This window comes from Mucilaginibacter lutimaris (assembly GCF_042676625.1).
In the GTDB taxonomy this organism is placed as follows: domain Bacteria; phylum Bacteroidota; class Bacteroidia; order Sphingobacteriales; family Sphingobacteriaceae; genus Mucilaginibacter; species Mucilaginibacter lutimaris.
Map to the genome: position 1 here is coordinate 72,415 of NZ_JBHTIA010000013.1, position 12,589 is coordinate 85,003.

11 protein-coding genes are annotated in these 12,589 nt (G+C 44.4%); all 11 read left to right on the top strand.

The features are described from left to right. Positions 1-6: 6 nt before the first annotated feature. The 11 genes from ACFQZI_RS18260 to ACFQZI_RS18310 all read left to right on the top strand — a co-directional run bounded on the left by ACFQZI_RS18260 (position 7) and on the right by ACFQZI_RS18310 (position 12,584). Positions 7-1,740, top strand: a complete 1,734-nt coding sequence (locus tag ACFQZI_RS18260; RefSeq protein ID WP_377145073.1) for a flavin monoamine oxidase family protein — start codon at positions 7-9, stop codon at positions 1,738-1,740. Between the two features lie 15 nt (positions 1,741-1,755). Beyond that, positions 1,756-2,943 carry an FAD-dependent oxidoreductase gene (locus ACFQZI_RS18265; RefSeq protein ID WP_377145074.1) on the top strand — a complete coding sequence of 396 codons (1,188 nt, stop codon included), beginning with the start codon at positions 1,756-1,758 and terminating at the stop codon, positions 2,941-2,943. A 198-nt stretch (positions 2,944-3,141) separates the two neighbouring features. Continuing rightward, the gene (locus ACFQZI_RS18270) at positions 3,142-3,915 is read left to right on the top strand and encodes an SDR family NAD(P)-dependent oxidoreductase (protein ID WP_377145076.1); all 774 of its coding nucleotides are present in this window, start codon (positions 3,142-3,144) and stop codon (positions 3,913-3,915) included. Positions 3,916-3,997: 82 nt separating this feature from the next. Beyond that, on the top strand, positions 3,998-4,915 hold the full coding sequence (locus tag ACFQZI_RS18275) for a helix-turn-helix domain-containing protein (RefSeq protein WP_377145608.1): 918 nt from the start codon (positions 3,998-4,000) through the stop codon (positions 4,913-4,915). A 158-nt stretch (positions 4,916-5,073) separates the two neighbouring features. After that, on the top strand, positions 5,074-5,334 hold the full coding sequence (locus ACFQZI_RS18280; protein ID WP_377145078.1) for an Atu4866 domain-containing protein: 261 nt from the start codon (positions 5,074-5,076) through the stop codon (positions 5,332-5,334). A 133-nt stretch (positions 5,335-5,467) separates the two neighbouring features. After that, positions 5,468-6,796, top strand: coding sequence for a sigma-54-dependent transcriptional regulator (locus ACFQZI_RS18285; RefSeq protein WP_377145079.1), 1,329 nt, complete (start codon positions 5,468-5,470; stop codon positions 6,794-6,796). Positions 6,797-7,052: 256 nt separating this feature from the next. After that, positions 7,053-7,130 carry a K(+)-transporting ATPase subunit F gene (gene kdpF, locus ACFQZI_RS18290; protein WP_377145610.1) on the top strand — a complete coding sequence of 26 codons (78 nt, stop codon included), beginning with the start codon at positions 7,053-7,055 and terminating at the stop codon, positions 7,128-7,130. A gap of 6 nt (positions 7,131-7,136) precedes the next feature. Continuing rightward, on the top strand, positions 7,137-8,855 hold the full coding sequence (kdpA, locus tag ACFQZI_RS18295; protein ID WP_377145080.1) for a potassium-transporting ATPase subunit KdpA: 1,719 nt from the start codon (positions 7,137-7,139) through the stop codon (positions 8,853-8,855). Positions 8,856-8,906: 51 nt separating this feature from the next. Then, a complete protein-coding gene (gene kdpB, locus ACFQZI_RS18300) occupies positions 8,907-10,940 on the top strand; it encodes a potassium-transporting ATPase subunit KdpB (protein WP_377145082.1) in 2,034 nt (677 codons plus the stop codon). A 6-nt stretch (positions 10,941-10,946) separates the two neighbouring features. Beyond that, the gene (locus tag ACFQZI_RS18305; RefSeq protein ID WP_377145083.1) at positions 10,947-11,507 is read left to right on the top strand and encodes a K(+)-transporting ATPase subunit C; all 561 of its coding nucleotides are present in this window, start codon (positions 10,947-10,949) and stop codon (positions 11,505-11,507) included. A gap of 39 nt (positions 11,508-11,546) precedes the next feature. Beyond that, positions 11,547-12,584 carry a porin gene (locus ACFQZI_RS18310; protein WP_377145085.1) on the top strand — a complete coding sequence of 346 codons (1,038 nt, stop codon included), beginning with the start codon at positions 11,547-11,549 and terminating at the stop codon, positions 12,582-12,584. The last annotated feature ends 5 nt before the right edge of the window (positions 12,585-12,589 follow it).

The window sequence follows — 12,589 nt, forward strand, 5'->3', positions numbered from 1 at the left end:
ACAGTTATGAAAGATACTATCAATAATTTAAGAAGGATAAAGCTTAATACAGGCTTTAAAAAGGATGCAGAGTTGGATGTAGCTATAGTAGGGGCCGGCTTGTCCGGCCTCTACTCGGCTTATCGTTTACGCACCGGCACAACTCACGGCAAGGCGCAACCGCCCCAAAAAGTGCAGATCTTTGAAATGGGCGACCGCATTGGCGGCAGGCTGGAGTCTGTAGTATTGCCCGGCATGACCATTTCGGGCGAATTGGGTGGCATGAGGTACCTTTCCTCTCAACAAATTGTTACCCAACTTATAGAAAAGGTTTTTGCAGACGAATTAACGCCGGTAAAGTTTAGCATGGGCGAAGCTGCTAATCTGTTGTTTTACTTACGCAAACAAAGGTTTAGGGCAAACGCCTGGCAAAAAGCGCAGGATAACGGCACAACTTTCCAAACCCGGTATTATTTAAATGATGATGACCAGGGCTTTAGTGCCGACCAGCTGTTTAATAAAGTGATTTACGAAGTATTAACGGCCGACCCATGGTTTGTGAAAAAATATGGCAGTACAGTTAGTCAAACCGGTTACTATACTTACAACTTTACCATAGATGCCAGGCAGTGGGATGATATTAAGCCTAACCTAACTTATTGCTTTGAGGGGCCTTACAAAGGCAAAAAAGTGAATGATATTGGCTTTTGGAATTTGGTTAAAGATCAGATATCCGAAGAAGGATACACTTTTCTTGACGAAGCAGGCGGATACTTCTCTAACACCATTAACTGGAACGCCGCCGAAGCATTCCCCTACATGGTGGGCGATTTCTCGAACGCAGATGTAACCTATAAAACCATTGAGGGTGGGTATGACCTGATAGCCTACGCACTGGCGCAGCATTACCTACAAAGTTCCGGCGCCGAAATATGGGCAAAAAACAAGTTGCTCTCGGTTAAGCACTCAACGAACGGTAAAAGGCGGTACACGCTAAGGTTTTTAAATATCGAAAGCGGCCAGGAATACAACGTATTTGCCGATAAGGTTATGCTGGCTATGCCGCGCCGTTCGCTTGAACTGCTCGACCAAACCGGGCTGCCCTTTACCGATAAAGACTTTAACTATCACCTGGAATCGGTTATTATGGAGCCATCATTTAAACTATTGATGGGCTTTGAATACCCCTGGTGGAAAAGTATGCTGGGGACCGATTCCGGCCATTCCATTACCGACCTGCCCATGAGGCAATGCTACTACTTTGGCACCGACCCCGATAATTCTCACTCTCTTTTTTTATCGAGTTATAACGATATGCGTACAGTTACCTTTTGGAAAGCCCTTGATGATAACCACGAGGACTTTGAACCACATGCAACCCAATTTACAAAACTGAAGACTTTAACACCGCTAAAAGATAAAGCATCTAAACTAATGGTAGCCGAAGCCATGAGCCAAGTACGGGAATTACATGGCGCTATGCAAATACCCGAGCCTTACGTTGCGCTGTATAAAGACTGGGCAGACGACCCATATGGTGCCGGATACCATGCATGGAAAGCGGCTTATAATATAGAGGAAACCATGAAATATATGCGCAACCCCGGCAAAGCCGAGCAAATATACATCTGCGGCGAGGCCTACTCCGACCAGCAGGGATGGGTAGAAGGTGCTTTTTGCGAAGCAGAGAAAATACTTCGCGATCATTTTTCATTTAACCTGCCGGAGTGGCTTTCAGAAAAATATTATTTAGGCTGGTAAACAAACACATCAAAAATGAAAAGAACTTATGATGTCATCGTTATTGGTGGCGGGGCCATTGGTTTATCGGCAGCAAACGAGGCGGGTAAACGAAAATCTTCGGTGCTGGTGCTGGAGCGGTTCAGTTTTTTAAATCAGCGCGGAAGCTCGGCGGGAATATCGCGTCAGTACAGGGTGCCCTATCCTGATAAGTATATGGTGCAAATGGCTTTAGATACCATGCCCTACTGGGACAAGCTGCAGGAAAGCACCCCCAAACCGCTGATGGATAAAGTGGGGACCCTTTGGTTTGGCGACCCCAACGTGCACTCTACCGAAGGTAACATTGGGCAGGCAAAACTGGCTATGGATAGCCTTGGTGTAAAGTACGATACCCTAACCTCGGCCCAGGTGGAAGAAAAATACCGCTTTAAAGGCCTGCCGGATAATTATACGGGCATATTTCAAAAGGATGGCGCGAGTATAGACCTTGCGCTAACCTTAAAAACGATGCTGGAACTGAACATTGCCCACCCCACCGTACACCTCGAAGAAAACGCGCCCGTAACGCGCATACAGGAAAAAAATAAGATATTTTACGTAACCACGCCTAAAGGTACTTACCAGGCAGCTAAGGTTGTTATAACGCCGGGGCCTTACATAAATGATGTATTAAACCTGTTAAAGTTTGATATAAAGGTTACGTACTGGGAAATGTCATCGGCGTATTTTAAGAAGGTAGATCCCAAAATCCAATATCCAACATGGTTTGTGTTCCAGAATAATATAGGCGATAACGGCAACCAGTTTTACGGCTTCCCCGAAGTTGAATGGGACCACCCGGGATACATACGTGTTGCTCCCGACTTTGTTATTAAAGAGCTGGCAAACCCTTCTCAGCGAACGGGCATACCTAACAAGCAGGAACTTGAATACACTACAGAATGGGTTAAAAACCACATGACAGGGCTCGAACCTATACCGCTTTATACTTCTACCTGCCTTATTGCTTTGAGCAAGATAAAAGACAAGGAACTGGTGTTGGACTTCGCCCCTCCTTATGTACATAATCACGAAAACATAGTTATTTACGGAACAGGCTGGGCAGCCAAATTTATCCCCTTGCTTGGAAGCATCATAGCCGATATGGCCATTGACGGCAAAACTGATTACAACATCAGGCCGTTTGAACTGGGCTATAAATACTTCAAATCGCTTATTTGATTTAACATACTGTTAAAATGAAGTTAGGCTTGCATACTGGTATGCAAGCCTTTTTTGTCATTAGCAGGTCTTTATTTGGCCTGGTAACGAATCTATAAATGTATAGGAGGCATTTTGGTTACAACCATCCTTGGTTTGGTTAATATGGTTTGCTACGGGAGCATGATATTTGTTTATTCATTACAAACAACAAATCTTATGGAAAATCAAATGCAATCATCAACAAACAACCAGCCTGTAGCCTTGGTTACAGGTGCTAACCAGGGTGTTGGCAATGAAATAGCTAAAGCGCTTGCTGCCAACAGATATATTGTTTACGTAGGCTCGCGTAACTTAAGCAACGGCGAAAAAGCGGCTGCCGAAATTGGCGCCAACGCGCGTGCAATTCAATTGGATGTTACCCAGCAAGCATCAATTACCGCCGCTGCACAACGTATAGAAGAGGAAAATGGCAGGCTGGATCTGCTGGTAAATAACGCGGGAATATCTCATGCAGGTAAACCCGGCCGCACTTTAGAAGAAGTATTGGCTGATGGCCATGCCACAACCGCCTCGCTTGATGAAGTACGCGCCGTATGGGAAACCAACGTATTTGGTGTAATTGCGGTTACCCAGGCTATGCTGCCTTTGCTGCGCAAATCTACAGCCGCCCGCATTGTAAATGTATCCAGCGGGTTAGGCTCGCTTACCTGGATCACCGGCCCCGACTGCTGGGCAAGGGAGCACTTTAATGTAGTGTATGCCGCATCAAAAACAGCCTTAAATGCGGTTACAGTAGCCTTTGCGCTTGAACTGGAAAAAGAAAACATTAAGGTAAATGCTACAAGCCCCGGTTTTACGGCTACAGCCCTAAACAATTTCCAGGGAACCGATTCACTTGAAGTAGGCTCGCGCGAACCTGTACGTGTGGCGCTGGAGACTGATGGCCCAACCGCTACTTTCACAGGGCCCACTGGCCCAATGCCCTGGTAATATAATTAGTAAAATGAATATAAGCGGTGGCATTACCGTCATCGCTTATATTTATACGGCTTTATTGCTAACTTCAAAAAAAATGAAAACCGAAACGCCCAAAAAAGGCAAAATGGAATCAATACCCGAACTACACCGCAGGTTGGGTATACCAGGGCCGTTACACCCGTTAATTAGTTTGTTAGATGCTACTAACGGGCAAATTGATATGAGTAAGCTACCGGATACTTATGTAACAAGCTTTTATAAAATTTCTTTTATTATAAAAGTGGCCGGTAAATTCAGGTATGGCCAGGGCTATTATGATTTTGATGAAGGGAGCCTTTTGTTTACCGCGCCTAACCAGGTAGTGGGCGGTGCTAAAAGATATAATGGCAACAAAGGTTATTCGTTAATCATTCATCCGGATTTTTTGCTGGGTTATCCCTTAGCTGCAAAGATCAAAAAATACGGATTCTTCTCCTATTCTATAAACGAAGCGCTGCACCTGTCGGAGCAGGAAAGGGCAACTATGCTTGCCATTTACACCATTATACGCGATGAACTTAACAGCCGGATAGATGACTTTAGCCACGAGGTAATTATTTCACAGATAGAGTTGCTGCTGAGCTATGCCAAACGTTTTTATAAACGGCAGTTTTTAACCCGCCAGGTAGTTACAAATGGCCTGGTGCAACAGCTGGAAGATGTACTGAACACCTATTTTGAGGAAGATAAGCCGGTAAAACAGGGTTTGCCAACTGTGCAGTACCTGGCAGAGCAATTGAACTACACGCCTAACTATTTAAGTGATATGCTGCGATCTCTCACGGGCCTCAACGCGCAACAGCATATTCACCAAAAGCTGATAGAAAGATCGAAGGAACTAATATCTACAACCAACTTAACCATAAGCGAAGTCGCCTATCAGTTAGGGTTCGAACACCCGCAGTCGTTCAGCAGGTTATTTAAAATAAAAACCCGGGTATCCCCTATCCAATTCAGGTCGGCTTATAATTGAAGCCCCGACCGCTACTTAGAGTAATGTAAATTATTCGGCTTAATGTACAACTCCTTTGCGGGCAGCAGCTTTGTTTGATATTTACAATTTATTATTTGATACTCGCTATCTTCAATTTTGCATAACGTTCGACCTTTGTAACGTTAAACATTAAAAAAATGAGCACAATACAAATAGTTGAAGACACCAAAGAATACATTGGCACCTGGGTAACTGCCGACGGTTACATCAGGCATAAATTATTGCCCGGCAACAGATATGATGAAGGCAGAGGCTCCCGCATAAGCGCGTATCGCGGCAGTTATACTATTACCGGGAACCACATTGATTATCTTGATGATACCGGCTTTACCGCCGACGGGGAATTTAAGGATGGCATTTTATATCACGCCGGAATGGTGTTGTACAAAGAAATTTAACCCCGGGTTAGTTATCGGTAACCCCAATGGGATTAAATCTACCCCCAAAAAAATTGTGCGCCCGATGTTTATTAGAATGAATAAAGCTATAATATTGCATAATTAATTATGCCTCATTCCAAATAACCAACGTATGCAAAACACCATTTTGATCATAGATGACGAAAAAAAGCTAAATGATCTGCTATCGCGCATAATTGGTTTAGAGGGGTTTCGTGTATTGCAGGCCTTTACAGGTAAAGAGGGCCTTAAGCTGTTGCAACAGGAAGATGTATTACTGGTAATAAGTGATGTGAAGTTACCCGATGTAAACGGCATTGATCTGGTAAAAACCATTAAAGAAAAAAAGCCCTATGTTGAGGTAATTAACCTAACCGCATACGGCACTATTGCCGATGGTGTAAAGGCCATGCAAAACGGTGCCTTTAATTATATAACCAAAGGTGATGATAACGACAGGATAATCCCGTTGGTTAACCATGCTATGGATAAGGCCTTACGCCAATGGCACATTTACAAGGCCGAAAAGAGAACTATTGGCAAATTCAGTTTTAACAATATAATTGGCAACTCCAAGGCTATTGTAGAGGCTATATCGTTGGCCCGAAGAGTGGCCGCTACAGACACCACAGTATTGCTCTTGGGAGAAACCGGCACAGGCAAAGAAGTATTCGCTTCGGCAATACATTATGAAAGTGAACGGCGCCTTATGCCTTTTGTAGCTATAAACTGCAGCAGCTTTTCGGCAGAGTTATTAGAAAGCGAATTATTTGGCTATAAAGCCGGGGCCTTTACCGGTGCGCTTAAAGATAAGAAAGGCTTATTTGAAGAAGCCCAGCACGGCACCATATTTTTAGATGAGATAGGTGAAATGAGCCCCGAACTGCAAGCCAAATTATTACGGGTACTGGAAAATAAAACATTTATTAAAGTGGGCGATACGCAAACCACCCGGGTAAGCGTACGCATCATAGCCGCTACAAACCGCGACCTTAAGAAAGAAGCTGAGGCGGGCCACTTCAGGTTAGATCTATACTATCGTTTATCTGTGTTTACCATTTCGCTGCCATCGCTTAATAATCGCAAGGCCGATATTGAACTGTTGGCCAATTATTATTTAAAGGATTTTGCAGCTAAAACGGGCAAACCGATGCTCAAAATGAACGAGGCATTCTTAAGCTTGCTTAACAGGCACCAATGGAAGGGCAATATACGCGAGTTAAAAAATGTGATTGAGCGGGTAGTAATACTGGCTGATGATAATTTAACAACCGACCTGCTGCCTGTGGACTTTAAATATGAAAGCGTTGACCATAGCGCCCTCGACCTGGCCAATATAGAAAGGCAGCACATTCAAAAGGTGCTTGCTCATACCAACGGCAACAAAACCGAAACCGCCCGCCTGCTGGGCATTGGCCTAACCACGCTTTACCGCAAGCTGGACGATTATAAGCTTAGCTAAAAAACATATTCATAATAAAAATGAACCCTTCCATTTTGGAAGGGTTTTTTGTTTTAAAATATTTTTGGCACAGTCAATAATATTATAAATATTTAATTATCAATGCTTTATATAACATTATCAATTACTGGAACTGGCTTTGCCAATGGTGGTGAAAACATTGTAAAATGAACACCATAATCCTATTCCTGGCCATCCTCATCTGTTGCTGGCTATTCTTTAAATCTATCAACTGGTTCGAAAAAATTTAATCGCCATGATCGCACTATTTATCATTTCAATCGCGGTATTCATATACATGGTATATGTACTGCTTAAACCCGAAAAATTTTAACTAAAGATGAACACGGAACTACTTGGAATTTTAGCTTCCTTTATTATTACCCTGCTTATAGGCATCCCGCTGGGTAAGTACCTCGCCAAAATGTTTGCAGGCGAAAAAGTTTGGACCGACTTTATAAAACCGCTGGAAAACGGCATTTATAAACTATCGGGCATTAACCAAAACGAGCCCATGAACTGGAAACAGTTTTTAAAAGCCATGCTAATGATCAATTCGGTATGGTTGGTTTACGGCTTTTTTGTACTAATTTACCAGGATAAGCTGCCCCTTAACCCCGATGGCAACCCCGGCATGACGCCAGACCTTGCCTTTAACACCATCATTAGCTTTGTGGTTAACTGTAACCTACAGCACTACTCAGGCGAAACCGGTGTTAGCTATTTAACGCAGCAGTTTATATTGATGTTTTTGCAATTTACAAGCGCTGCAACCGGCATAGCCGCAGCGGTAGCTATGTTTAAAGCTTTCAGAGATAAAACAACCGAAAACCTGGGTAACTTTTGGAATTTCTTTATAAGAGCTATTACCCGTTTATTGCTGCCGCTTTCGGTAGTAGTTGCACTGATACTTACTTTTAGTGGTACCCCTGCCAGCTACGCCGGTAAGGATAAGTTTATTTCTTTACAGGGCGATACAGTTAATGTATCGCGCGGCCCGGCGGCACAATTCATCGCCATAAAACACCTGGGTACCAATGGCGGCGGTTGGTTTGGCGCCAACTCGTCACACCCGCTCGAAAATCCCGGCTACCTAACCAATATGGTAGAGATTATTTCGCAAATGATCATCCCTATAGCCATGATACTGGCGTTTGGGTATTTCATCCGTCGTAAAAAACTGGGGTGGGTAATTTTTGGTGTGATGACCGTTGGTATGCTCCTGCTCATGATACCAACCATCAGCAGCGAACTGGGCGGCAACCCTGCCATTGCCAAAATGGGCATCACCCAACATACGGGCGCAATGGAAGGGAAAGAAGTAAGGTTTGGGCCTATGGCTACCGCTTACTGGAGCACGCTCACCACCATTGTATCTACCGGGTCTGTGAACGGGATGCACGATAGTACCATGCCTTTAACCGGCTTATGGCAGTTGCTTGGTATGATGATCAACTCCTTTTTTGGAGGTTGCGGTGTAGGTATACTTAATTATCTTATCTATTTAATTATAGCGGTATTTATATCAGGCTTAATGGTTGGCCGCACGCCCGAGTTTATGGGTCATAAGGTTGAAGCGCGCGAAGTTAAGATAGCCGCTATTATAACCTTGCTTAGTCCGTTTTTAATATTGGCGGGTACAGCCTTATCCAGCTATGTGTTTACCAACTTTGGCAATGCCGATTGGGCTGTAAAACCGTCTGCATGGTTGAATAATCCCGGCTATCATGGCTTTTCGGAAATGCTTTACGAAAACACCTCGGCAAACGCCAATAACGGCTCGGGCTTTGAGGGCCTGGGCGACAACAACATTTTTTGGAACGTTGTTACCGGTGTGATACTTATCATCGGCCGTTTCCTGCCCATTATTGGCCCGATTGCTATTGCAGGGCTGCTTGCCAAAAAGAAATACATCCCCGAGTCGGCAGGTACGCTTAAGGTAGACACGGTAACTTTTGGCGCCATGACCTTTGCCGTAATAATAGTTCTTAACGCATTATCATACTTCCCTGCACTGGTCTTAGGGCCAATTGCCGAGTATTTTTCCATGCTTAAATAAAAGCCTCACCCTATATCCCTCTCCGAAAGCGAGGGACTTTCAAGACAAAAAATGAAAACTCAATCTAATAAATTATTTGAAGCCGCTTTAGTGCAAACCGCACTCAAAGAGTCGTTCATTAAGCTAAACCCAAAAACCATGCTGCGCAACCCCGTAATGTTTACGGTAGAGGTTGGCACGGTGGTTATGGCCTATGTAACTTTTTACAGTTTAACACATGCAGGCCAGGGTTCGTTCATATACAACCTCAGTATCTTTATTATACTGTTACTAACGCTGTTATTTGCCAATTTTGCCGAAGCTATTGCCGAAGCACGTGGTAAGGCACAGGCCGACAGCCTGCGCAAGACCAGGGAAGACACCCCTGCCAAAGTTTTATTGGAAGACGGCTCGGTTGTTTCGCGCTCATCAAACCAGTTGTTAAAAGGCGATGTATTTATTTGCGAAGCCGGCGATACTATACCTACCGATGGCGAGATCATTGAGGGTTTAGCCACTATTGATGAATCGGCCATAACAGGAGAATCTGCCCCGGTTATTCGTGAAGCAGGTGGCGATAAATCATCAGTAACAGGCGGCACAAAAGTACTGTCGGATAGGATTAAAGTAGAAGTAACTACACAACCCGGCGAAAGCTTTTTGGATAAAATGATAGCACTGGTTGAAGGTGCATCGCGCCAAAAAACCCCTAACGAAATAGCCCTTACTATTTTATTAGCGAGCTTTACATTGGTGTTCATCATCGTATGTGTTACGCTTAAACCCTTTGCCGACTATGCTAACACCCCTATTACCATAGCCGCACTAATTTCCTTATTTGTGTGCCTTATCCCTACAACTATAGGCGGCCTGCTATCGGCCATAGGCATTGCCGGTATGGACAGGGCGCTACGCGCAAATGTGATCACCAAATCGGGCAAGGCGGTTGAAACAGCGGGCGATATTGATGTGCTGCTGTTAGATAAAACAGGCACTATTACCATTGGTAACCGCAAGGCAACCAAATTTTGGCCTGCCAATGGTGTATCGGAGGATGAACTGGTTAAAGCCTGCGTATTGGCATCACTGGCTGATGAAACCCCCGAAGGTAAATCTATTATAGAGTTGGCCCAGCAAATCGGTACCAGGTTATCATTAAACGCGCCGCAAGGATCGGCGTTTATTAAATTCTCTGCCGAAACCCGCTCAAGCGGTATTGATACGCCCGATGGCAAGCGCATCCGTAAGGGGGCTTTCGATGCTATCCGTAACCTTACCATTAAAGCCGGGCATAAATTTGATGCTTACGTTGAAGAGCGCGTAAAAGCCATATCATCAAACGGCGGTACCCCTCTGGTGGTTGCCGGGAACGAGCAGGTATTGGGTGTGATTGAACTACAGGATATTATTAAACCCGGCATAGCCGAACGTTTTGAACGTTTACGCAAAATGGGTATCAAAACCGTAATGGTAACCGGCGACAACCCGCTAACCGCCAAGTTTATTGCACAAAAAGCAGGTGTAGATGATTTTATTGCCGAGGCCCGGCCCGAAGATAAGATGACCTATATTAAGAATGAGCAAGCTGCAGGCAAGCTGGTAGCCATGATGGGCGACGGTACAAACGACGCCCCCGCTCTTGCCCAGGCAGATGTTGGCGTTGCCATGAACAGCGGCACACAGGCAGCAAAAGAAGCAGGCAACATGGTTGACCTGGATAACGACCCAACCAAACTGATCGAGATCGTAGAAATTGGCAAGCAGTTGCTTATTACACGTGGCACGCTCACTACTTTTTCTATAGCTAACGATGTGGCCAAGTATTTTGCCATTGTACCGGCATTATTTATCGCGTCTATTCCGGCATTGCAGGCCATTAATATCATGCGTTTGCATAGCCCGGAAAGCGCCATACTATCTGCCGTGATATTCAATGCCATTATTATACCTATGCTTATACCGCTGGCCTTAAAAGGCGTGGAATATAAACCTATCGGCGCCAGCGCGCTATTACGCCGCAACTTGCTCATATATGGCCTGGGTGGTGTAATAGCCCCATTTATAGGCATCAAATTAATTGATTTAGTTATCTCAATTTTAATATAAAACGACATGAAAACGCTTGTACAAGCTATAAGATTAACTTTAGTACTTACAGTACTCCTATGCATCATATACCCGGTTGTTATTGCCTTTGCCGGTAAATTATCAAAGGGCAAGGGCGACGGCGAAAAGATAATTGTGAACGGCAAGGTGGTTGGCTACGCCGCAATTGGGCAAAAGTTTGATAAGCCACAATATTTTTGGGGCCGTCCATCTGCTGTGGGTTATAATGCAGCCGGTTCTGCCGGTTCAAACAAGGGACCAAGTAACCCCGACTATTTAAAGGACGTTAACAACCGTATTGATACACTGCTAAAATATCATCCCGGTTTAAAAAGAAGCGGGATACCTGCCGATTTGGTTACCGCATCGGGCAGTGGCTTAGACCCCGATATTTCGCCAGAGGCTGCCCGCATACAAATAAAGCGTGTTGCGCAATACCGTAAAATTAACGAACAACAAGTGACCCAACTGGTGTCAACCCATACACAAGCACCTTTATTAGGCCTGTTTGGCCCGGCAACTGTAAATGTGTTAAAACTGAATGTTGCTTTAGATCAATTAAAATAACAACTCCCCCTATCGGGGAAACCTCAAATACTAAAAATGATGAAAAAAATATTTCTGTTACTATTAACCGGTATTGCTATAACCGTACATGCGCAAGATAAACCTGCCGATCCGCCGCTGGTAATTTATGGTTCTGTAGATACTTATTATAAATACGATTTCTCGGGCCATAACAACATTGGCACCAGCTTCGCTACCGACCAAAATTCGGTATCGATAGGGATGATAGATCTCGGTTTAAAAAAGAAAGTGAACAAAGCCTCGTTTGTAGGCGAATTATCTTTCGGCCCCCGCGGCGAAGCGCAATCTATCCCTAATGCAGGTACAAACGGACAATCGTTCCATATACAAAACCTGTATGTAGGTTATGATATAACCAGTAAGCTGAATGTAACCGCGGGTTATATGGCAACCTTTATTGGTTATGAAGTAATAGCCCCTACCGGCAATTTTAACTATTCCACCTCTTACTTGTTTACAAATGGCCCTTTCCAAAACGCCGGTATAAAATTTACATATGCGTTTACTGATAAGATAAGCCTTATGGCAGGTGCTTTTAACGATGACTGGAATGTTTATACCTCGGCAGGCCATGTAAACAGTTTTGGCGCGCAGTTGATGGTAACCCCGGTAAAAGGCTTAACCGCTTACCTTAACCTACTGAGCAGCCCGCTAAAAGGCACCGAGGTTGACCTTACCACAGCTTACCAAATTACAAGCGCGTTTAAACTGGGGCTAAATGCTGCAGATTTTTCGGCTGCCAATAATTTAACCGGAGGGTTTTCGGGCGTTGCATTATATCCGCAGTTAGCAGTATCAAAAGCTGTAACTTTAGGCCTAAGGGGCGAGTATTTTAAAAACAAAGCGGGCACTTACGGCGCAACAAACGTTGTTGGCCCTAAACCCGGCGATTCGGTTACTGCTCTTACACTTACGGCAAACCTAAAAAGCGGCCCGCTAACTTTTATCCCTGAATTAAGGTTGGATAATGGGTCTGAAGAGATCTTTACAAACAGCAACAATGCGTTAACCAAATCGGCCTCCCAGTTTTCGCTGGCCGCGGTGTATGCATTCTAAAAATG

What these genes read in the sequence shown, in the direction of transcription:
- ACFQZI_RS18265 (WP_377145074.1), top strand. Translation starts at nt 1,756, where the DNA reads ATGAAAAGAACTTATGATGTCATCGTTATTGGTGGCGGGGCCATTGGT.
- ACFQZI_RS18285 (WP_377145079.1), top strand. Translation starts at nt 5,468, where the DNA reads ATGCAAAACACCATTTTGATCATAGATGACGAAAAAAAGCTAAATGAT.
- ACFQZI_RS18280 (WP_377145078.1), top strand. Translation starts at nt 5,074, where the DNA reads ATGAGCACAATACAAATAGTTGAAGACACCAAAGAATACATTGGCACC.
- kdpA (WP_377145080.1), top strand. Translation starts at nt 7,137, where the DNA reads ATGAACACGGAACTACTTGGAATTTTAGCTTCCTTTATTATTACCCTG.
- ACFQZI_RS18270 (WP_377145076.1), top strand. Translation starts at nt 3,142, where the DNA reads ATGGAAAATCAAATGCAATCATCAACAAACAACCAGCCTGTAGCCTTG.
- ACFQZI_RS18275 (WP_377145608.1), top strand. Translation starts at nt 3,998, where the DNA reads ATGAAAACCGAAACGCCCAAAAAAGGCAAAATGGAATCAATACCCGAA.
- ACFQZI_RS18305 (WP_377145083.1), top strand. Translation starts at nt 10,947, where the DNA reads ATGAAAACGCTTGTACAAGCTATAAGATTAACTTTAGTACTTACAGTA.
- ACFQZI_RS18310 (WP_377145085.1), top strand. Translation starts at nt 11,547, where the DNA reads ATGAAAAAAATATTTCTGTTACTATTAACCGGTATTGCTATAACCGTA.
- ACFQZI_RS18260 (WP_377145073.1), top strand. Translation starts at nt 7, where the DNA reads ATGAAAGATACTATCAATAATTTAAGAAGGATAAAGCTTAATACAGGC.
- kdpF (WP_377145610.1), top strand. Translation starts at nt 7,053, where the DNA reads ATGATCGCACTATTTATCATTTCAATCGCGGTATTCATATACATGGTA.
- kdpB (WP_377145082.1), top strand. Translation starts at nt 8,907, where the DNA reads ATGAAAACTCAATCTAATAAATTATTTGAAGCCGCTTTAGTGCAAACC.